The following is a 21,754-nucleotide window of genomic DNA, read 5'->3' on the forward strand; positions in this document are numbered from 1 at the left end:
ACTTATTTTACTAAGCTAAGCTTAATAAGTGATTCTGCAATTTGTACAGAATTCCAAGCTGCACCTTTTAACAAGTTATCAGAAACGATCCACATATGGAAACCGTTATCGCGATCTAAATCTTTACGAATACGGCCGACAAACACATCTCGTTTACCTACACAATCTGCTGGCATTGGATATACTTGATTTTCTGGATCATCTTGCAATACGATACCAGGTGCATCAGCCAATAAATTTTTCACATCAGCTACCGTTACACCGTCTTTTTCAATTTCAATGTACACTGACTCTGAATGACCTGTTACAACCGGTAGACGAACACAAGTAGCAGCTACTGGCAATTCAGGCATGCTCATAATTTTCTTCGTTTCATTAATCATTTTCATTTCTTCAAATGTAAAACCGTTATCTTGAAATTTATCAATTTGCGGAATGGCATTAAAAGCAATTTGATAATGTTTTTTATCTCCACCAACCGGTAAAATTTCCGGTGTAAACTCTTTTTCTTCTAAAATAGCTTTGGCTTGTTCTTTTAATTCATTAATTGCAGCAGCGCCTGCTCCAGAAACGGCTTGATACGTTGATACTAGCACTTTAGATAAGCCGTATGTTTCGCGTAATGGCTGTAATGCTGCAACCATTTGAATTGTAGAGCAGTTTGGATTAGCAATGATTCCGTTATGTGCGTGTAATGCGTCTTCATTCACTTCCGGCACAACTAACGGGACATTTTCATCCATTCGATAAGCGCTTGTGTTGTCTACAACGATTGCTCCGCGTTTTACTGCCTCTGGTGCAAGTGCTTTTGAAATGCTCCCGCCTGCACTGAATAAAGCAATATCTACGCCTTCAAAGCTATCAGGAGTTGCTTCTTGCACAACAACTTCTTCTCCGTTAAACAACACTTTTTTACCAGCTGAACGAGCTGAAGATAATAACGTTAATTTACCAACTGGAAAATTACGCTCCTGTAGGGTTTTAATCATTTGTTGTCCTACTGCACCTGTTGCTCCTACTACTGCTACATGTAATTCTCTTGTCATTTTAATACCGCCTCCAACAATTTTCAACTACTCAACATTTATCTGCATATACTGACTATTTTAACATATTATTATGCTTCATTGCGTCAAAGAAGAGAAGATTTTTAAAATCTTCTCTTCTTTGAGATTGAGAGTTCTCTTACAGCCGCAGTATTGAATAGATTCATGCAACAGCAAGAGGCATATATGTCCTATGACTCTTGACCGTCGCGGAACCTTTCGACAATAACCGGCTGAATCTGTTTATCTTCAAGCGCTGCGTACACCGTGTCTGATAACATCGTCATACGCGCTACCATTGAATTCGGCTTAAACACCGGGTCATCTTGACCAAATGGAATAAAATAAATATTTTTAGTCGCCATTAGCCTCATTAAGTTTACACCATTTAGCCCTAGTGCGTCATTAGTCGAAATTCCCAGTACCACCGGCTTATTATTACGAAGCGTTGCTTTAGCTGCCATGAGTACCGGAGATTCAGTCATTGCATTTGCAAACTTACTCATCGTATTCCCAGTGATTGGGGCAACCACCATACAATCAAGCGGAATTTTCGGTCCTAGAGGCTCTGCTTTTACAATTGTATTGATGACGGCGTGACCCGTTAATTCCTCAATTTTTTTCACCCAGTCTTCTCCATCTCCAAAACGAGTATTTGTGGATTGTACAGTGTAAGAAACGACCGGTAACACTTCTGCTCCCAAATTAACAAGCTTTTCAATTTCCGGCATAACCGCATCATACGTACAGTGAGATCCCGTCAAGCCGAATCCTATTCTTTTACCTTTTAATGACATTATTTTTTCTCCTCTCTCGCATCCGCAGCGTCTTTTAATAAATTCACTAATACATTAGCGACAATCTGACCTGCTGTTTTTGGAGCCACAATTCCTGGAAGACCAGGTGCTAAAATAGCTTTAATTCCTCGTTTTTCCGCATAGCGGAAATCGGTTCCTCCAGGCTTTGAAGCTAAATCAATAATGAGCGCATGGGTCGGGACATTACATAATGTCTTAGCCGTTAAGATGGGGTATGGAATGGTGTTAATACATATATCACTATCAGCAATTTCTTTATCGAGTTCAGAAAGATAGAAAGGTTGCAAACCCATTTCAGCAATACGTGCTAAATGTTCAGATTTTCTAGCTCCTACTTTTACATTGGCACCGAGTGCAGCAAAGGACCTCGCCACGCTCATTCCTACTCTTCCTAAACCTAGAACAGAAATATTTGAACCGTGAATGGTAAAATCCGTATGTTGAATAACAAGCATGATGGTACCTTCAACAGTAGGAATAGAGTTATAAATTGCTACATCATCACGCTCAAATAGCTGAACGAGTTTACGGTTTGTCGTTTTGACTAATTCGTTTAAATACCCATTGCTAATACCAGAATAAATAATGCAGTGCTCAGGCGTTTTTTTAAGTATTTCTTCAGTCAGCACTACTTTTTCATTTGAAAAAATAGTATCTACTTGCCCTTCGTGATTTGTTCCAGGCACTGGAAGGATGATGGCGTCAACATCTGAAAAATCCAGCTCCTCTATCTGATATTTCGTCGCACCTGTAAAACCATGATCTAGCTGATCAAAACCAATAAGAGAGGTTTTTGCATCTAATTGAATTAATTTTCGAATGACTTCAAGCTGCCTAGCATCACCGCCAATTACAGCTATGTGCAAATCCGTTAACATGTTTCATTTTCACCTTCTTTAACATTAAATAGATGTATCTTTCGCTTAAACCATCGAGATGTAAAGTGCTATCATTACGCCCTAGAATGCCTATTGCTTTTCTTCAACATACTATGTAAACACACAGGAATCGGTGAATCTTTATCCCTGAAAATAAAAGAAACGAGATGCAGGAAGCATCTCGTTTCTTATTTTGTTGACTGATTGTTTATGTCTTCTAGCTGCTGGACATTTACAATCACCATATCTGTACCAATTTTTTCGATATTCCCCCACGGCACTCGCACTTCATCTCCTTGCTTTCGAAACCCAAACCACTTCACAGATGGAATAATAAGCGCATTAATTTGTCCCGTATGTTCATTAATTTCAAGATCCGTTTGCCCTAAAATACCCAAACGCTCTGCTCGCTTAACATCTACAATTTCTTTTCCACTCAGTTCGCTTAATCTCATAGAATCCCTCCTTTCATCTAATTTATTGAACAACCGTACAAAAAATGACAAAAAAATAAGGCTGGCTCAATTATTTTAGCCAACCTTACTTTTACTGTTTAATTTCCTTTAAAACCTTTAGGTAAATCTCCACTCGGGCTTATTAGCGAAAGAGCAAATTCATCTTTGAAAATATCTCGCGCAAGACCATTTACACTATCTTTAGTCACGGCATTAACAAGATCTAAAATCTCATCTAATGAACGGTGATAGCCTAGCATTAACTCATTTTTTCCGTTTCTGCTCATACGGCTATTTGTACTTTCAAGGCTCAGCATTAAGTTTCCTTTCAGCTGCTCTTTGCTGTTAGCAAGTTCTTTATCCGTAATCCCTTTGTCTTTCAAATCATAAAGCGTTTCTTGAACCGTATCATATAATACGTCGAGCTGATGGCTTCCCGTTCCCCCATAAATCGTAACAAGACCGCTGTCTCGATAAGAAGAATGATAAGAGAAAACAGAGTAAGCCAAGCCGCGCTGTTCGCGAACTTCTTGGAACAAACGACTGCTCATACTTCCACCAAGCACGTTATTTAATACAATTAAGCTATATACATCTTCTCCGCCGATTGGCAAACCTTTAAAGCCAAGGCAAAGGTGAGCTTGTTCAGTCTCCTTTTTGCGCGCAATATGATTTGTATGGAACTCTGGCTGAACATATTGATGAGCGGAGTGACTTGACGTATATGTACCAAAATAGTTTTCCACCTGCTGAATAAAACTTTCATCAATGTTTCCAGCTACTGAAATAACGATGTTTTCGGGAATATACATTTGCTCCATATACTGACGAAGCGAATCACCGTTAAATGTTTTTAACGTATCTTCCGTTCCTAAAATTGGATAGCCTAATGGATGATTGCCATATACGGCTTTTCCTAATAAATCGTGTACAATATCATCAGGTGTATCTTCATACATTTTAATTTCTTCATATACAACATTTTTTTCACGAGCTAATTCCTCTTCATCAAATGAAGAATTAAAGAACATATCCGCCAGCACATCGAGCGCTTGATCTGCATGTTCATCTAATACTTTTGCATAGTAACACGTGTATTCTTTAGAAGTGAATGCATTTACTTGTCCGCCAATGCGGTCGAAGCTTTCTGCAATTTCACGAGCAGATCTTGTTTTTGTTCCTTTAAAAAACATATGTTCAAGAAAATGTGATACACCATTAATTTCAGGGTGTTCACTTCGAGAACCCGTTCCGATCCACACCCCAATGGCCACAGATCGAACAGTTGGGATATTTTCCAATACAATTCTTACACCATTTTTGCACGTATATCGTTTTATCAAGCTAGTGCCTCCCTTTTGCTTATCTCACTTACTTCTTAGTAGAAGAAGGTATTTTCATCATTCGTTCTTCATCTAGCATTGTTGACACATCGCTAACTTTGAGGCCTTTGCGTTCAATATCGGTTAACAATTGGTCAAGCGATTCAGCCGTTGATTCAGTCGGGTGCATCAGTACAATAGCCCCTGGGTGAATCTTTTTCATTACTCGATTAATTAACACTTCTGAACTTGGCTTTTGCCAATCGATTGTATCAACCGTCCACATGATGGTACTCATTTTTAACTGAGAAGCAAGCGTTACTACTTCGGGGCGAAAACTGCCGCTCGGCGGAGCAAACCATTTTACTTTTTGTCCCGTAGTAGACGTAATAATATCATTCGTTTTTTTAAGCTGCTGATTGATTTGACTAGCCGATAAAGTGGCCATATCAGGATGAGAATAAGAGTGGTTTCCTACTTCATGCCCTGCGTCTACAATCATTTTTGCCATATCTGGATTATTTTTAACCCATTTTCCTTCTAAAAAGAAAGTTGCTTTAGCATGGTGCTTTTTTAGCACTTCTAACATTTTAGGCAAATACTCGTTCCCCCATGCTACGTTCACTGTAAACGATACCATAGGCTTTTCATCGTGTCCACGGTAGATAGGTTCCTGTGGTAAATCCTTCAAGTGAACCTTTGGTCTAACCTGTTTGTACACTAGTTTTTTTTCATCAAATTTACCCGCAGGTTTCATATTTTTATAAGAAGCAGCAAGATCAACTTTTATGCCGTTATAGCCAGGAACCCGTTTCCAAACGGGATCGATTCGTGCATTCGCTGCCGGCTTTTCATAATCTTTTGCTTTTTCTTCAATCTTTTGATATAACGCATCATGCTGAGCTGATACAAGTTGTACATCGGATTTAAGTGCTTCTATATATGCTTCAGCAAAAGGATTATAAATAGATTTATATGTAATTGCCAGTAAAAATAGAAATGCTGTAAATTGCACAATGGTTCTCTTCACTTATCCTTCCCCCTTTACCATTTAAAATATGTATAAAGGGGACAAGGTAGAACAAACATCTACAAACGATAAAATCGCCCTACACATGGATTTTCTTCATGTATGGACGATTTCACAATATCTATATAGTAGTAAAAGAAGATTATTTTGTTTCTTTTGCTTTTTCTTCTTTTTCTTTTTGTTCTTTTAAAATTGCTTTACGAGATAAGTTAACGCGGCCTTGTTTATCAATTTCCATAACCTTAACTAGAATCTCGTCGCCAATTGATACAACGTCTTCCACTTTTCCAATACGCTCTTCTGCAAGCTCTGAAATGTGAACAAGCCCATCTTTTCCGCTGAAGATTTCTACAAATGCACCGAATTTTTCAATTCGTTTTACTTTTCCTAAGTACATTTGGCCGACTTCAACTTCGCGTACAAGATCTTCAATAATTTTCTTCGCTTTTTCATTCATTGGCTGATCAATAGAAGAAATGAAGATTGTACCATCTTGTTCGATATCAATTTTAACGCCTGTTTCTTCGATGATTTTATTGATTTGCTTACCGCTTGGTCCAATAACATCACGAATTTTATCAGGGTTAATAGCCATTGTAAGGATCTTAGGCGCATATTGAGAAAGCTCTTGACGAGGCGTAGCAATCGTTGACATCATATGATTTAAGATCTGCATACGGCCTTTTTTTGCTTGTTGAAGGGCTTCGTCTAAAATTTCACGAGATAACCCGTCAATTTTAATATCCATTTGAAGCGCAGTTACTCCATTTTCCGTACCTGCTACTTTAAAGTCCATATCTCCTAGGTGATCTTCCATTCCTTGAATGTCCGTTAGAATCGAGTAGTGTTCACCTGATTTGATCAGACCCATGGCAATCCCTGCTACAGGTGCTTTAATTGGAACCCCTGCATCCATCATTGCAAGCGTACTTGCACAAATACTCGCTTGTGAAGTAGAACCGTTTGACTCTAATACTTCAGATACAAGACGAATTGTATAAGGGAAATCTTTTTCATTTGGAATAACAGGCTCAAGTGCACGTTCACCTAGCGCACCATGTCCAATTTCACGACGACCCGGTCCGCGCATCGGTCTAGTTTCACCAACACTAAATGAAGGGAAGTTATAGTGATGCATGAAGCGTTTAGATTCTTCTACACTTAAACCATCTAAAATTTGCACATCGCCAAGTGCACCTAATGTACAGATGCTAAGTGCTTGAGTTTGTCCACGCGTAAATAATCCAGATCCGTGTGTACGAGGAAGCAAGTTTGTTTCAGAAGAAAGTGGACGAATTTCGTCAATACTACGGCCATCAGGACGCACTTTTTCTTCTGTGATCAAGCGACGCACTTCACTTTTAACAAGCTTCGATAAAATTTCATTCACTTGATTTAGTACTTCTTCTTCTACATCTTGCTCTTCAAATTTTGCGGCTACTGCGCTTTTCACTTCTTTAATCGCATTTTCGCGCGCATGCTTTTCTTGAACTTGAACGGCACGGTTCATGTCACCTTCTGCAATTTCGCGAACTTGACGCTCAAGGTCAGCATCCACAGTATAAAGCGCAACTTCTACTTTTTCTTTGCCTACTGCTGCTACAATTTCTTCTTGGAACGCAATTAACTTTTTAATTTGCTCGTGTCCAAACATAATTGCTTCTAGCATTACTTCTTCCGGTACTTCATCAGCGCCTGCTTCAACCATGTTGATCGCATCTTTTGTACCAGCAACCGTTAGATGAATATCGCTTTTTTCAAGCTCATCTACCGTTGGGTTTACAACAAATTCATTGTCTACACGGCCTACGATTACGCCTGCAATAGGACCTTCAAATGGAATATCAGATACTGATAATGCTAATGAAGAACCGAACATTGCCGCGATTTCTGAAGAACAGTTTTGATCTACGCTCATTACAACGCTGACAACTTGAACTTCGTTTCGGAAACCATCTGCGAATAAAGGACGAATCGGACGGTCGATTAAACGGCTAGCCAAGATTGCTTTTTCACTTGGTCTGCCTTCACGCTTAATGAATCCACCTGGGATTTTACCGACTGCATATAAACGCTCTTCATAGTTTACTGTTAACGGGAAGAAATCTACATTTTTAGGCTCTTTTGAAGCCGTTGCTGTACTTAATACAACTGTGTCTCCATAGCGGATTAATGCTGCGCCATTTGCTTGTTTTGCCAACTGGCCAACTTCAACTTCTAGCTTTCGTCCAGCTAGATCTACGGAGAACACTCGTTTTTCTTGTTCCATATCGACGAGTACCCCTCTCTACATATAAAATATGTATGTAATCAAATGTGATAGTTTTATTATAAACGAAATATCCAAAAACAATAGCTTTTTTCACATTATGTAGCATCTTTAATGTTTCTTAAATGTACATACTAAAAAAGCGGGAATGCTCCCGCTTTCTTCTTATTATCGACGTAAACCAAGTTTGTTGATTAACTCACGATAACGAGTAACGTCTTTGTTACGTAGGTAGTTAAGTAAGTTACGACGTCGACCTACCATTTTTAAAAGACCACGACGTGAATGGTGATCCTTTTTATGAGTACGTAAGTGACCGTTTAGATTGTTAATTTGCTCTGTTAGGACAGCGATTTGAACTTCTGGAGAACCAGTGTCGTTCGCATGAGTTTTGTACTCACTAATGATTTCATTTTTACGCTCTTGTGTGATAGCCATCCTATTCACCTCCTTATTATTAAACCCCAGTTACCGAGCAAAACGTTGGTGAATCGTAATGCCAAGCAATGGTTGTTTTACATACAAGTGTTATGTTACTACTTATTAGAACAAAAAGCAAGTCGTAGCAACTATTTATATATATTTTTTTATTTCTTATGCTTTTGAATTCCTTCAAAATAAGCAAGGGCTTCTTCCTTGTCCCTTGAGATCTGACCGACAAGCTCTTCGATGCCGCTGAACTTTTTTTCTGAACGAATCATTCGGTGCCATTTCACCGTTACGTGCTGATCGTAGATTTGCTCGTCAAATGATAATAAGTGGACTTCGATTGTTGGCTTTTCTAAATTATCATGAAAAGTCGGCTTATAGCCCACGTTGCATACTCCTGCATACCACTTGCCGTGGAGCTGAAGCTCAACAGCATACACGCCGATGCGCGGAAGTAAATACTCATCGTCTAAAGCGATGTTAGCAGTCGGAAAACCTATTTGCCTGCCTCGCTTTTCTCCATGAGTCACTGTACCCGACACTTCATAATAGCGCCCAAGCAGCTCTTTTACTCGATGCATGTCTCCATTTGCTAAATTTTCGCGAATGAGCGTTGAACTAATTTTTTCTTCGCCATTTGTTAACTTATCAATTGTTGTTTGAGTGAATTTTGATCGAGAATGAAATGGTAGTATTTCCATTGTTCCTTTACCTAACTTTCCATACGTATAGTCAAATCCAGCTACCACATGCTGCACATTCAGGCCAATAATATACTGATCAACAAACTCTTGAGGCAATAGTGCTGCAAACTGTTTATCAAAATGAACGATATATAAAAAGTCAATTCCCATTTCCTCAATGAGTTTCTTTTTTTCTTGAAGTGGTGTGATCATATCAATGTGCTGCACATTGCGCCCAAGCACCACAGAAGGGTGAGGAGTAAACGTCATCACAGCACTAGCTATGCCTTTTTCATCCGCTAACTGTTTTGCTGAATTTATCACTTGCTGATGCCCTAAATGCACACCATCAAAATAACCAAGCGCTAACACTGATTGTTGAACAGCTTCTCGTTGAAAGTGGTGTGGATGTCGAATTTCAATCGTTTCCAAAACACAGTTCACCTTTTCCCTAACCGGTCTAGTCGATTGCCAACACTTTAACCGGCTTCATTAAATGTTTTTTCGTTGGGTGCTGAGCATAAATTGCTAAGCACTTGCCTGCTGAATTTATCATTAAAAAGAATGGTTCTTTTTTTAACTCTTCATCTTCTGTGCACGGCAATACCGCGCCATTTTTCACTTTCTCTGCTAATGTATCACTAATTTGAAGTTTCGGCAAATGATTAAGAGCTTCTTCGATCGAATGCAGTTTCTCATTGATCGTTTCTTCTTCTACCGCCCGTTCAACATCTTCAAATGTCACACAATCGTCCAGTGAAAACTGCCCTGAACCCGTTCGCTGCAAATAAGACATATGAGACGGATAGCCAAGTGCTTCTCCAATCATCACAGCAAGCGTTCGCACATATGTACCTTTGCTGCACGTTACGCGGAATTTGAAGGAAATTTGTTCTCCCTCAAATATAGCGCGATCGTCCAGCAGTTCAAAGTTATAGATATGAATGGTTCTAACAGGGCGCTCTACTTCGATTCCTTGCCTTGCATATTCATATAGCTTTTTACCTTTGACCTTTACCGCAGAGTACATTGGAGGCACTTGCTGAAGTTCTCCTGTCATCGAAGACAGCACTTCTTCGATTTGAGCACGTGAAAAAGAATCCACTACTTTCTTTTCTTCTACAACCTCTCCGGAAGAATCTTCTGTTGTTGTAGAAAATCCGAGTGTAACTTCTCCTTCATAGGTTTTAGTAGCTCCTGTTAGATACTCTACAATTTTAGTAGCTCTACCGATACAAATAGGCAATACCCCTGTAACGTCTGGGTCTAATGTGCCTGTATGCCCTACTTTTTTAGTGCGAAGCAGCTTTCGGACTTTAAACACACAGTCGTGCGAAGTCAGGCCAGCTGGTTTATGTAAAATTAAAACACCGTCCACTCATTCTTCATCTCCTTTTCATTTAAAAAAGGGTGTCTCAGAAGCAAAAACCACTTTTGAGACACCCTTTTTTGTTTCTACATTCACCGATCTTATTCGTTCTCTTGATGGTCATCGCTTTCTTTTTTAATTTCATGAAGCAATGATTCAATTCGATTACCATAATCAATTGATTCATCAAACTCAAACGTAATTTCAGGTGTTTTACGTAAGCGAATGCGCTGACCGATTTCTGAGCGGATAAATCCTTTTGCTTTCGCAAGGCCTTTTAACGTATTCTCACGCTGTTCAGCATCTCCTAAAACAGAGATATACACTTTCGCTTGCTGTAAATCGCCTGATACTTGAACATCTGTTACAGTCACAAAACCGATGCGCGGATCCTTGATTTTACGATTTAAAATCTCGCCCATCTCTTTTTTCATTTGTTCTCCGACTCTAGTTGCTCTTATGTTCATCTGTGTCACCCCTTTTATAACCAATCAAAAGTTGTAATGGTACGTTCAATCTCTGGAAAAGAATCAATCAAGCTTAGCGCTTTTTGCAGTTCTTGTTCCGTTGTGACACGGCTAGATGAGACTGCGACAATGCTAATTTTTGTTCGTTGCCACACATCTTGAAAATCAGTTTCTGAAACTGATACGTTAAACCGCTGCTTCAAGCGCATCAAGATGCGCTGAAGCACGGCACGTTTTTCTTTAAGAGAAGCAGCATTGTAAATTAAGCATTCACACTCCACTAGTCCAATCATTTAGGATCAATTTGCTCCATTACATATGCTTCAATAATGTCTCCTTCTTTAATATCATTGAAGTTTTTAATTGTAATACCACACTCATATCCTTGAGCGACTTCTTTTGCATCGTCTTTAAAGCGTTTTAGCACATCTACTTCACCTTCAAAGATAACAATTCCGTCACGAATTAAACGAATTCCACTGTTACGTGTAATTTTACCGTCTGTTACGTAACTTCCTGCGATTGTACCAACTTTTGATACTTTGAATGTTTGACGTACTTCCACTTGACCGATGATTTTTTCAGCAAACTCAGGATCAAGCATTCCTTTCATCGCAGATTCAATTTCTTCAATTACTTTATAAATAATGCGGTGAAGACGAATATCTACGTTTTCTACGTCAGCTGTACGTTTTGCTCCAGCATCCGGACGCACGTTAAAGCCGATAACGATTGCGTTAGAAGCAGTTGCAAGAATGATATCAGATTCTGTAATCGCACCTACACCCGTATGGATAATACGAACATTTACACCCTCTACATCAATCTTTTGAAGAGCAGCAGCCAATGCTTCTACAGAACCTTGTACGTCTGCTTTTACGATAAGGTTTAAGTCTTTCATTTCACCTTGTTTAATTTTTTCAAATAAATCATCTAAGCTTACGCGAGATTTTTCACCGCGCTGTTGTTCAAGCTGCTTTTGAGCACGAGCTTCTCCGATTTGACGAGCTGTTTTCTCATCTTCAAACACTAAGAAACGATCTCCAGCTAACGGAACTTCGTTTAAGCCAGTAATCTCAACCGGAGTAGATGGTCCTACTTCCTTCACACGGCGGCCGATATCATTTACCATTGCGCGAACGCGGCCAAACGTATTTCCGACTACGATTGGATCACCTACGCGTAGTGTACCAGTTTGAACAAGAAGCGTTGCTACAGACCCACGGCCTTTATCTAGCTGTGCTTCTACAACTGTACCTGCTGCACGACGGTTAGGATTTGCTTTTAACTCTTCTACTTCACTTACAAGTAAAATCATTTCAAGCAATTGATCGATCCCTTCACCTGAAATGGCTGAAAGCTTACAGAAGATTGTTTCTCCGCCCCACTCTTCAGCTACAAGGCCGTGCTCCATTAGTTCTTGCATAACGCGATCTGGATTTGCTGCTTCTTTATCCATTTTGTTAACCGCAACAATAATTGGCACTTCTGCCGCTTTTGCATGGTTAATCGCTTCAATTGTTTGAGGCATTACACCATCGTCTGCTGCAACAACAAGGATTGTAATATCCGTTACTTGCGCACCGCGAGCACGCATCGTTGTAAATGCAGCATGCCCTGGTGTATCAAGGAATGTAATTTTCTTTTCGTCAACCACAACTTGATAAGCACCGATATGCTGCGTGATACCGCCTGCTTCTGCAGCCGTTACTTTTGTGTTACGGATAGAGTCAAGAAGCGTTGTTTTACCGTGGTCAACGTGACCCATGATTGTAACAACTGGAGGACGCACTTGAAGGTCTTTTTCGTCATCAATGATTTCTAATGATTCAAAAGCAGTGTCATCTACCACTACTTCTTCTTCAACTTCTACACCGTATTCTCCGGCAATTAGTTCGATAGAATCTTTATCTAACTCTTGGTTAATTGTTGCCATTACACCAAGCATAAATAGTTTTTTAATAATTTCAGAAGGCTCTTTGCCTAATTCTTTTGCTAACTCAGAAACCGTTAAGCTTCCGACAAACGTTACTTTTTCCGGTAACTCTTTTGCAGCTGCTGGAGCTGGTCTACCTTTTGGTGCCTGTGACTTTTGTGCCTGTGGCTTTTTGTTACCTTTATTGTTTCCTTTGTTAGCTGTTGATTTTGTATTTTTATTCAATACTTTCACCCCCATAAAATTAACCGAGCATCGTTGCTAGCTTTTTAGCAAATCCCTCGTCCATAACGGCTACTACAACTCGAGCATCTTTACCAATCGCTTGACCTAGCGTATAGCGATCGGGAACGATTTTAACCGAAACGTTATAGTAAGAACATTTATCCGTTACTTTTTTCTTTGTGTTTTCAGACGCATCGCTTGCTAAAAGTACTAGCTTTGCTTTTTGTTTCCGAACTTCTCTAACCACAAGTTCTTCTCCAGAAATCAATTTTCGTGCACGGTTTGCAAGCCCTAAAAAGGAGATCCATTGTTCATTCATTAGCGTGACTGTTTCTCCTTTTCTACAAGCGCTAGCAACTCTTCATAAACCGCTTCATCTATTGACGCGCCTAAATGTGTCGAAAGCACATTTTTCTTTTTTGCCAATAAAATTGCTTCTTTATCCTTGCTTACATAAGCTCCGCGCCCGGACTTTTTACCCGTTACATCAACTGAAACGTCGCCTTCTTTTGAGCGTACAACGCGTACTAGCTCTTTTTTAGGCTTCATTTCTCCAGTGGCCACACATTTTCGCATCGGGACTTTTTTACGATTGTTCACCTTGGCTCACCTCTTATTCCATATCTTCATCTGAATCAAATGCATGTTGACTTACTAGCATATCATCGCTGTTTTTTACAACCATGCCTTCTTGTTCAGCTTCTGATTGACTTTTAATATCAATTTTCCAGCCTGTCAGCTTAGCAGCTAGACGTGCATTTTGTCCACGTTTACCAATTGCAAGTGACAGCTGATAGTCAGGAACGATAACAGTTGTTGCTTTTTCATTTTCATCTACAATCACATCTACTACCTTAGATGGACTTAAAGCGTTGGCAACAAATTCAACTGGATCATTTGACCAGCGAACGATGTCAATTTTTTCACCTTTTAGTTCATTTACAACAGCCTGTACGCGCTGACCTTTTGGCCCAACACAAGAACCGACCGGATCTACTTCAGCATACTCAGAATGAACAGAGATTTTTGAACGGTCTCCAGCTTCGCGAGCTACTGATTTTAATTCAACTGTACCGTCATAGATTTCCGGTACTTCTTTTTCGAAAAGACGTTTTAAAAGACCTGGGTGCGTACGTGAAACATAGATTTGCGGGCCTTTTGTTGTTTTTTCTACTTTCGTAATATACACTTTAATACGATCATGAGGTTTATACTGCTCATTTGGCATTTGCTCGCTTTGAGGAAGCAATGCTTCAATTTTGCCAAGGCTCACATAGATGAAGCGAGAATCTTGACGCTGAACAATACCTGTCATAATATCTTCTTCGCGATCGCTGAACTCTGAATAGATAACGCCTCGTTCCGCCTCACGAACACGCTGTGTAACAACTTGTTTTGCTGTTTGAGCCGCGATGCGTCCAAAGTCTTTTGGCGTTACTTCGATTTCAACCACATCGTCTAGTTGGAAGTTAGGGTTGATTGTTTGTGCTTCTTCAACCGAAATTTCCAGGCGTGGGTCATATACTTCATCAACCACATCTTTGCGAGCAAACACGCGCATTGAACCTCTTTCTAAATTTAAATCAACGCGTACGTTTTGCGCTTGGTTAAAGTTGCGTTTGTAAGCAGAAATTAGCGCTGCTTCAATTGCTTCAATAATTACATCTTTGCTAATGCCTTTCTCTTTTTCAAGAATGACTAAGGCATCAAATAACTCACTGCTCATCGTTGGATAATCCCCCTTTAATATTGGCCCCTACACATTAAAATACAATCGCTAATCGAGCAAAAGCGACTTTGTCATATGGTAAAACCACCGTTTTTGTGCGTGTTTTGATACGAATAGATAATGTGACAGTTTCTCCGTCAAATGATTGTAATTCGCCTTCAAATTCTTTTGCACCTTCAATTGGTTCATATGTTTTTATGTATACATGCTTACCAATTGCACGTTCAAAATCTTTATCTTTTTTTAATGGGCGTTCCGCACCAGGCGATGATACTTCTAAAAAATAGTTATGAGGGATTGGATCTACTGCATCCATTTTCTCACTCAATTTTTCACTTACTGCTCCGCAGTCTTCGATATCCACGCCAGTATCAGAGTCGATAAACACACGTAAAAACCAATCTTTTCCTTCTTTTACGTATTCAATTTCAACAAGCTCTAAATTCATTTCCTCTAAGATAGGGGAAACCATTTCTTCCACTGTTTGTTTTACATTTTTACTCATTCTAATCCTCCCTTCGAGACATTGCATGGTATGTTTAGGTTACGCGTTTTTTATGTCTCTTATATCAAAAAAGAGTGGTTTATTTGCTATTTTTATTTTGCACTCTATAAGAGGTCTAACCTACTAGAGTGGAAATGTTGTCGTTTGTGTTGCAGGATTTTAAACGTCACATAATAAATCAATCATGGTGATTGAAAATCTACAGAAAAAACGAATCATGCTAGAAGCCGATTCGTTCTCCATACTACTTACTATGTCAGTAAGTTCATATCAATAAGAAAGAGCGGGTTTCCCCACTCTTTCTCGTCCGTATCCTTAGCATTTCCACAATTACTATATCATAACCGCTTATTTTATGCAAATGTTAGAAAAGAGAAAGCTGGTTCTGATCAGGTAATGATTCAAGGCATCCATGGTTGTCTAGATACTCTAAAATCGTCTTCGATACTTTGCCTCGCTGCTGCAAATCTTCTTTCGATAAAAACTCTCCCGTTTCACGAGCTTTTACAATGTTCAGCGCTGCATTTGTGCCAAGACCGGGAATGGCATTAAACGGTGGAACTAAAGACGTGCCGTCAATTAAAAATTCGTCTGCGCTAGATTCATATAAATCTACTTTTTTAAACGAATAGCCTCGTTCGCACATTTCTAAAGAAAGCTCAAGCACCGTTAATAAGTTTTTCTCTTTAGGAGATGCATCTAAACCTTTGGCATTGATTTCTTCCATCTTCGCTCGAATGGCAGTTGAGCCTTTGATCATCGTATCAATATCAAAGTCATCTGCACGAACCGTAAAGTATGCTGCGTAATAAAGAAGCGCGTGGTGCACTTTGAAATAAGCAATACGCACGGCCATCAATACATAAGCAGCCGCATGGGCTTTAGGGAACATATACTTAATCTTTTTACAAGAATCAATATACCAGTCCGGAACACCATTTTTGATCATTTCCTCTTCAAATTCAGGTGTTAGCCCTTTCCCTTTACGTACAGACTCCATAATTTTAAAGGCAAGTGAAGGTTCAAGACCTTGATAAATCAGATAAACCATGATGTCATCACGACAGCCGATTACTTCACTTAAGTTGCAAATATCATTGCGAATTAGCTCCTGCGCATTACCAAGCCATACGTCCGTCCCGTGTGACAGTCCTGAGATTTGAACAAGCTCTGAAAACGTCGTTGGCTTCGTATCTTCTAACATTTGACGCACAAAGCGCGTTCCAAACTCAGGTATGCCAAGCGTTCCTGTTTTACACATAATTTGCTCTTCTGTTACGCCAAGTGATTCCGTTCCGCTAAAAATTTTCATCACTTCAGGATCATCCGTCGGAATTGTTTTTGGATCAATTCCACTTAAATCTTGAAGCATGCGAATCACGGTCGGATCATCGTGTCCGAGTATATCAAGTTTTAATAAATTATCATGAATCGAATGGAAGTCAAAATGAGTTGTTCTCCATTCGGAATTACGGTCATCAGCTGGAAACTGGATCGGTGAAAAATCGAAAATATCCATATAGTCCGGTACAACGATAATCCCCCCTGGATGCTGACCCGTTGTACGTTTTACGCCCGTACATCCTGCTACTAAACGATCCACTTCTGCGTTTCGCAAATGTAAATCACGGTCACCGGCATAGCCTTTTACATAGCCATAAGCTGTTTTTTCAGCTACTGTACCGATTGTTCCCGCGCGGTATACATTATCTTGTCCAAACAGTACTTTTGTATAGTTATGAGCTCGCGGCTGATACTCTCCGGAGAAGTTCAAATCGATATCGGGAACTTTATCTCCTTTGAATCCTAAGAACGTTTCAAACGGAATATCGTGTCCGTCTTTAATAAATGGTACCCCACAATCGTCGCAGCTTTTATCCGGCAAGTCAAACCCAGAACCAACGGAACCGTCATTAAAAAACTCGGATTTCTTACATTTTGGACAAACATAATGCGGGGGCAGTGGATTTACTTCTGTAATTTCTGTCATCGTCGCAACGAATGAAGACCCTACGGAACCACGTGAACCAACTAAGTAACCATCATTCAACGATTTTTTAACGAGTTTATGCGAGATCAAGTAAATAACGGCAAACCCGTGGCCGATAATACTTTTCAACTCTTTCTCTAGGCGAGCTTCTACTACTTCAGGCAGCTCTTCACCGTAGATGCTGCGTGCCATCGCATAGCTCATTTCACGCATTTCTTCGTCTGCGCCTTCAATTTTCGGCGTATATAAATCATCTTTAATTGGTTTAATATCGTCAATCATATCCGCTATTTTTTGCGTATTATGAACAACAATTTCTTTCGCTTTGTCCCCGTCTAAAAATGAAAAACAATTCAGCATCTCATCCGTTGATCTAAAATGAACATCCGGCAGCTGATGACGGTTTAACGGGTTAGCCCCCCCTTGTGAACCAATTAAAATTTTTCGGTAAATTTTGTCTTCCGGATTGAGATAGTGAACATTTCCTGTTGCTACAACCGGCTTTCCAATCTTTTCACCGAGCTTCACAATATTGCTGATAATATCTTTTAAGGCTTTCTCATCCCGCACTAAATCCAGTTCAATTAAGTGCTTGTAGTTGTCAGGAGGCTGCACTTCGATGTAATCATAAAATTCAGCTGCTCCTTCTACTTCATCAATTCCTTTTTGCATCATGCCTTCGAATACTTCGCCCCGGTCACATGCGGTTCCAATCAAGATGCCTTCTCGATATTTGTCGAGCTGAGATCTTGGAATTCGCGGAACTCGATAAAAGTAATTTAAATGAGAAATCGAAACGAGTTTGAATAGATTTTTTAAACCTACGTCGTTTTGTGCTAAAAGCGTCGCATGATAAGGACGGGCCCGCTGATATGCATTCCCTTCTCCCATATAATCATTTAAGCGATCGTGCATCGTAATTTCGCGTTCAAATGCATCTTTCAGCATTTTATTTAACAAATAGCCGGTTGTTTCCGCATCGTAAATCGCGCGGTGATGCTGCACAAGTTCAATATCAAACTTTTTAGCAAGAGTATTTAAACGATGGTTTTTCATATGCGGATACAAAAATCTTCCGAGTTCAAGCGTATCAATAACGCCGTTAGCTGCTTTTTCTAATCCGATTTTTTGCAGTCCCATATTTAAAAATCCCATATCAAAGCTTGCATTATGAGCGACTAAAATACTGTCGCCCATCCACTCGTGAAAATCCCGAAGTACTTCTGAGATTTCAGGCGCATTTTGGACCATATCATCTGTAATACCCGTCAGCTCAATTGTTGTTGCAGACAGAGGATGATGAGGATTTGCAAACCGTTCAAATCGATCGATGATTTCGCCTTCTTTCATCTTCACGGCAGCAAGTTCAATAATGGTATCGTATACGGCTGACAAACCGGTTGTTTCGACGTCAAATACTACGTAAGTTGCTTCTGTCAAATCCACATGTTGCGGATTATAGGCAATCGGTACGCCGTCGTCCACTAAATTGACTTCCACTCCGTACAGTATTTTAATGCCGTTCTTTTTCCCGGCTCCATACGCTTCAGGAAACGACTGTGCAACCGCGTGATCAGTTATCGCTACAGCCGGATGTCCCCATTTTTTGGCTTGTCCGACTAAAGCTCCAACAGATGAAACGGCATCCATTTGACTCATTGGCGTATGCAAGTGAAGTTCCACACGCTTTTCATCTTCAGGCGCTGTATCCTGTCTAGCGGGACCGGTAATCTCGTTAACATCATTTCCAATCATAACTAGATCACGGACAAATGTATCGTTTTGTACACTTCCGCGCACCTTTACCCACATTCCTTTTTTAATCGCTTGAAGTAAAGGAATATCTTCTTTGTCACGCGAAAACATTTTAACCATAATAGAGTTTGTATAATCTGTCACTTTAAAAATAAGAAGCGTACGTCCGCTTCGTAATTCTCTCGTTTCTGCATCAAATACGTATCCTTCAACGGCAATTCGCTTTTCTTCATCTACAATGGAGTCCAGGCGAACCGTCTCGTCTTTAATCGTATATCCAATTGTAAGCGGACCTTTTGGTAGGTCTGGTCCATCACTTTTTTCATTTTCTTTATTTTGCATTTCTGTGATGGCTTGTAATACTTTTTCTGTATCTTCTTGTTTTCGTTGCTCTACAAACTGCTGAAATGCTTCTTCTGAATGTACAACTTCCGTCATTAGCTGAAGGTTCGGAAACCCATAGGACGCATACTGATCAGCAATTAACTGACTATACTTTTTACGTAAAGCCGTTCCTTCTGCATCATGTCGTGCGTTCACAATCAACTTGGCACCGTTCAATCTCGGCATTTGATCTTGTAAAAGCGACTGTAAAAGCGGAGATATGCCCTGCATTTCTCCAATACAATGCTTCCAATATGACTGTACATGCTCTTCCGTACATTGTTTATTAACGGTTTGAATAGAAAAAGAAACACTCGCAATATGAGAAAAAGCTGAAGACATGCGAGCATGGAATAACTCATAAATCTCAAAAGGTAATAACCCTTCTAAAGAAAAATGGAAATGCCATTTTTTTTGTTCTTTCTGAATGACGAGCTTTTCAATCGCTGCGTTTTCAAAGTAAGGAACAATTTGATCACTCGTCAGCTCTAACTGCTGCAGCAGCAACTTAAAACGCTCTTTTTTTCCTAGCGTTTGTGCTTCCAAGTTTTCTGCCTCCTTTTATAAATGAGTGCAATCTATTTTAACATAAATGACTTCTATTCTGTCATATGTTCTGTTTATAAACATAAAAACAGCAGGGATACAAATCCCCGCTGCTTCATTACTTCGCTAGCAGTTCTTTCACTGTTGAAACAAGATTGTCAACTGACACTTCTAATGACTCCCCGGTTTTGCGTACTTTTACTTCTACAATTCCTTCAGATGCACGTTTACCAACTGTTACTCGAACAGGAAGACCAATTAGATCTGAATCTGCAAATTTTACTCCTGCACGCTCTTGGCGGTCGTCTAACAGCACTTCAAAGCGATTATCTAATAACTCATTATATAATTTCTCACCTAGTTCACGCTGTTCATCATTTTTCACGTTAACTGGAATAACGTGCACATGATAAGGCGTAACAGCTTCTGGCCATAGAAGACCGTTTTCATCATTAAATTGTTCTGCAATCGCAGCTACTGTACGAGAAACACCGATACCATAGCAGCCCATAATCATTGGCTGGCTGCGTCCGTTCTCATCTAGATACGTTGCTCCCATCGCTTCACTGTAGCGCGTTCCTAGCTTAAAGACGTGTCCGACTTCAATACCTTTAGCAAACTTAATAACGCCTTGTCCATCCGGTGACTGATCCCCTTCTTGGATGAAGCGGAAATCTTCGTAAGTTGCATTAAAGTTACGTTCATTCACATTTGTGTAGTGATAACCTTCTTCATTTGCTCCGCATACACCGTTAGCAATTGCTTTTACCGCATGATCAGCTACCACTTCTACTGAATCACTTACTCCAATCGGTCCTACTGAACCAACTGCGCATTTTAATACTTCTTTTGTTTCTTCTGGAGTTGCCAGTTCAACAACGGAAGCTTCAAAATAGTTTTTCACTTTAATATCGTTTACTTCGTGGTCCCCGCGAACAAGTACAAGCACAAAACGATCATCTACTTTAAATAAAAGTGACTTGATACAAGAAGTCGCTTCAACATTTAAGAAAGCAGCTACGTCTTCAATGCTATGCTGATTTGGTGTTTCTACCTTTGTTAATTCTTTTTCAGCTTCAGTTGATTTTTCATAGGTATTTACAACCGGTGCCATTTCAACATTTGCTGCATAAGAAGATGTATCTGAATAAGCAATTGTATCTTCCCCGATTTCAGAAAGAACCATAAATTCATGCGTATCTTTTCCGCCCATTGCACCTGAATCAGCGATAACCGCACGGAAATTTAATCCGCAGCGCTCAAAGATGCGGCTGTAGGCAGCAAACATTTTGTCATATACTTCATCTAAACTTTCTTGAGAAGCATGAAACGAATATGCATCTTTCATAATAAATTCACGACCGCGTAATAAGCCAAAGCGTGGACGTTTTTCATCGCGGAACTTCGTTTGAATTTGATATAAATTTAGCGGTAAACGTTTGTATGACTTCACTTCGTCACGAAGCAAGCTTGTGATAACTTCTTCGTGTGTTGCTCCCAAAGCAAATTCACGGCCGTGACGATCTTTCATACGCATTAACTCAGGTCCATATGAATACCAGCGGCCAGACTCTTGCCACAATTCAGCTTGTTGTAAAGCAGGCATCAATAATTCGACAGAACCTGCACGGTCCATCTCTTCACGAACAATTTGTTCAACTTTTTGCAACACGCGCTTACCAAGCGGTAAAAAGCTGTACACGCCGCTTGCATTTTGGCGCATATAACCTGCGCGCAATAGAAGCTGATGGCTTTTTATATCCGCATCAGCTGGCACTTCTCTTAATGTAGGAATCAATGTAGAACTTTGTCTCATAACCTCGCACCTCTTTGCTTACTTCTCTATCTTATTTTTTTAAGGCGGACCATGCCGCAATTTTCATATAATCAGCGAGGGAATATCCCTCGCTGAGCGTAT

The 21,754-nt window shown here is 39.9% G+C and carries 18 protein-coding genes and 1 pseudogene; all 19 read right to left on the bottom strand.

Going from position 1 to position 21,754, the window contains the following annotated elements; translation table 11 throughout:
• Window positions 1-2: 2 nt before the first annotated feature.
• A complete protein-coding gene (gene asd / locus ACFX4G_RS00405; RefSeq protein ID WP_013058824.1) occupies window positions 3-1,046 on the bottom strand; it encodes an aspartate-semialdehyde dehydrogenase in 1,044 nt (347 codons plus the stop codon).
• Window positions 1,047-1,237: 191 nt separating this feature from the next.
• On the bottom strand, window positions 1,238-1,843 hold the full coding sequence (locus tag ACFX4G_RS00410) for a dipicolinate synthase subunit B (RefSeq protein WP_025750286.1): 606 nt from the start codon (window positions 1,841-1,843) through the stop codon (window positions 1,238-1,240).
• Entirely contained in the window at window positions 1,843-2,742 is a 900-nt protein-coding gene (gene dpaA / locus ACFX4G_RS00415; protein ID WP_097824492.1) for a dipicolinic acid synthetase subunit A, read from the bottom strand. The genes ACFX4G_RS00410 and dpaA overlap by 1 nt, the downstream gene beginning before the upstream one ends.
• Before the next feature lie 188 nt (window positions 2,743-2,930).
• On the bottom strand, window positions 2,931-3,197 hold the full coding sequence (locus ACFX4G_RS00420) for a YlmC/YmxH family sporulation protein (protein WP_016765372.1): 267 nt from the start codon (window positions 3,195-3,197) through the stop codon (window positions 2,931-2,933).
• Between the two features lie 98 nt (window positions 3,198-3,295).
• Window positions 3,296-4,540 (bottom strand): M16 family metallopeptidase, encoded by a 1,245-nt coding sequence (locus ACFX4G_RS00425; protein ID WP_028411394.1) that lies wholly within the window; start codon window positions 4,538-4,540, stop codon window positions 3,296-3,298.
• Between the two features lie 28 nt (window positions 4,541-4,568).
• Window positions 4,569-5,549 carry a polysaccharide deacetylase family protein gene (locus tag ACFX4G_RS00430; RefSeq protein ID WP_016765374.1) on the bottom strand — a complete coding sequence of 327 codons (981 nt, stop codon included), beginning with the start codon at window positions 5,547-5,549 and terminating at the stop codon, window positions 4,569-4,571.
• A gap of 142 nt (window positions 5,550-5,691) precedes the next feature.
• Window positions 5,692-7,818: a polyribonucleotide nucleotidyltransferase gene (gene pnp, locus ACFX4G_RS00435; RefSeq protein ID WP_013084762.1), complete on the bottom strand. Its 2,127-nt coding sequence runs from the start codon at window positions 7,816-7,818 to the stop codon at window positions 5,692-5,694.
• Window positions 7,819-7,986: 168 nt separating this feature from the next.
• On the bottom strand, window positions 7,987-8,256 hold the full coding sequence (rpsO, locus tag ACFX4G_RS00440; protein ID WP_013058831.1) for a 30S ribosomal protein S15: 270 nt from the start codon (window positions 8,254-8,256) through the stop codon (window positions 7,987-7,989).
• Window positions 8,257-8,405: 149 nt separating this feature from the next.
• Window positions 8,406-9,362 carry a bifunctional riboflavin kinase/FAD synthetase gene (ribF, locus tag ACFX4G_RS00445; protein ID WP_043976521.1) on the bottom strand — a complete coding sequence of 319 codons (957 nt, stop codon included), beginning with the start codon at window positions 9,360-9,362 and terminating at the stop codon, window positions 8,406-8,408.
• Between the two features lie 28 nt (window positions 9,363-9,390).
• Window positions 9,391-10,308: a tRNA pseudouridine(55) synthase TruB gene (gene truB / locus ACFX4G_RS00450; RefSeq protein WP_377572576.1), complete on the bottom strand. Its 918-nt coding sequence runs from the start codon at window positions 10,306-10,308 to the stop codon at window positions 9,391-9,393.
• Between the two features lie 92 nt (window positions 10,309-10,400).
• Window positions 10,401-10,766, bottom strand: a complete 366-nt coding sequence (gene rbfA, locus ACFX4G_RS00455) for a 30S ribosome-binding factor RbfA (protein WP_013058834.1) — start codon at window positions 10,764-10,766, stop codon at window positions 10,401-10,403.
• Window positions 10,767-10,780: 14 nt separating this feature from the next.
• On the bottom strand, window positions 10,781-11,059 hold the full coding sequence (locus ACFX4G_RS00460) for a DUF503 domain-containing protein (RefSeq protein WP_016765375.1): 279 nt from the start codon (window positions 11,057-11,059) through the stop codon (window positions 10,781-10,783).
• A pseudogene (infB, locus tag ACFX4G_RS00465) lies at window positions 11,056-12,924 on the bottom strand (translation initiation factor IF-2); the annotation flags it as partial. The pseudogene infB and the gene ACFX4G_RS00460, both read right to left, overlap by 4 nt.
• 22 nt (window positions 12,925-12,946) lie before the next feature.
• Window positions 12,947-13,246 carry a YlxQ family RNA-binding protein gene (locus ACFX4G_RS00470; RefSeq protein WP_013058837.1) on the bottom strand — a complete coding sequence of 100 codons (300 nt, stop codon included), beginning with the start codon at window positions 13,244-13,246 and terminating at the stop codon, window positions 12,947-12,949.
• Window positions 13,246-13,527, bottom strand: a complete 282-nt coding sequence (gene rnpM / locus ACFX4G_RS00475) for an RNase P modulator RnpM (RefSeq protein WP_013058838.1) — start codon at window positions 13,525-13,527, stop codon at window positions 13,246-13,248. The genes ACFX4G_RS00470 and rnpM overlap by 1 nt, the downstream gene beginning before the upstream one ends.
• A 13-nt stretch (window positions 13,528-13,540) precedes the next feature.
• Complete coding sequence (gene nusA / locus ACFX4G_RS00480) at window positions 13,541-14,653, bottom strand: transcription termination factor NusA (protein ID WP_013058839.1); 1,113 nt, start codon at window positions 14,651-14,653, stop codon at window positions 13,541-13,543.
• A gap of 37 nt (window positions 14,654-14,690) precedes the next feature.
• A complete protein-coding gene (rimP, locus tag ACFX4G_RS00485) occupies window positions 14,691-15,161 on the bottom strand; it encodes a ribosome maturation factor RimP (RefSeq protein WP_013084764.1) in 471 nt (156 codons plus the stop codon).
• Between the two features lie 364 nt (window positions 15,162-15,525).
• Entirely contained in the window at window positions 15,526-19,836 is a 4,311-nt protein-coding gene (locus ACFX4G_RS00490) for a PolC-type DNA polymerase III (protein ID WP_028410838.1), read from the bottom strand.
• Between the two features lie 118 nt (window positions 19,837-19,954).
• Window positions 19,955-21,652 carry a proline--tRNA ligase gene (locus ACFX4G_RS00495; RefSeq protein ID WP_043976515.1) on the bottom strand — a complete coding sequence of 566 codons (1,698 nt, stop codon included), beginning with the start codon at window positions 21,650-21,652 and terminating at the stop codon, window positions 19,955-19,957.
• Between the last annotated feature and the right edge of the window lie 102 nt (window positions 21,653-21,754).

This window comes from Priestia sp. YIM B13486, assembly GCF_042787865.1.
Taxonomy (GTDB): Bacteria; Bacillota; Bacilli; order Bacillales; family Bacillaceae_H; genus Priestia; species Priestia megaterium.

What these genes read in the sequence shown, in the direction of transcription:
- rbfA (WP_013058834.1), bottom strand. Translation starts at nt 10,766, where the DNA reads ATGAACATAAGAGCAACTAGAGTCGGAGAACAAATGAAAAAAGAGATG.
- ACFX4G_RS00470 (WP_013058837.1), bottom strand. Translation starts at nt 13,246, where the DNA reads ATGAATGAACAATGGATCTCCTTTTTAGGGCTTGCAAACCGTGCACGA.
- ACFX4G_RS00410 (WP_025750286.1), bottom strand. Translation starts at nt 1,843, where the DNA reads ATGTCATTAAAAGGTAAAAGAATAGGATTCGGCTTGACGGGATCTCAC.
- ACFX4G_RS00495 (WP_043976515.1), bottom strand. Translation starts at nt 21,652, where the DNA reads ATGAGACAAAGTTCTACATTGATTCCTACATTAAGAGAAGTGCCAGCT.
- asd (WP_013058824.1), bottom strand. Translation starts at nt 1,046, where the DNA reads ATGACAAGAGAATTACATGTAGCAGTAGTAGGAGCAACAGGTGCAGTA.
- pnp (WP_013084762.1), bottom strand. Translation starts at nt 7,818, where the DNA reads ATGGAACAAGAAAAACGAGTGTTCTCCGTAGATCTAGCTGGACGAAAG.
- nusA (WP_013058839.1), bottom strand. Translation starts at nt 14,653, where the DNA reads ATGAGCAGTGAGTTATTTGATGCCTTAGTCATTCTTGAAAAAGAGAAA.
- ACFX4G_RS00420 (WP_016765372.1), bottom strand. Translation starts at nt 3,197, where the DNA reads ATGAGATTAAGCGAACTGAGTGGAAAAGAAATTGTAGATGTTAAGCGA.
- dpaA (WP_097824492.1), bottom strand. Translation starts at nt 2,742, where the DNA reads ATGTTAACGGATTTGCACATAGCTGTAATTGGCGGTGATGCTAGGCAG.
- ACFX4G_RS00460 (WP_016765375.1), bottom strand. Translation starts at nt 11,059, where the DNA reads ATGATTGGACTAGTGGAGTGTGAATGCTTAATTTACAATGCTGCTTCT.
- rimP (WP_013084764.1), bottom strand. Translation starts at nt 15,161, where the DNA reads ATGAGTAAAAATGTAAAACAAACAGTGGAAGAAATGGTTTCCCCTATC.
- rpsO (WP_013058831.1), bottom strand. Translation starts at nt 8,256, where the DNA reads ATGGCTATCACACAAGAGCGTAAAAATGAAATCATTAGTGAGTACAAA.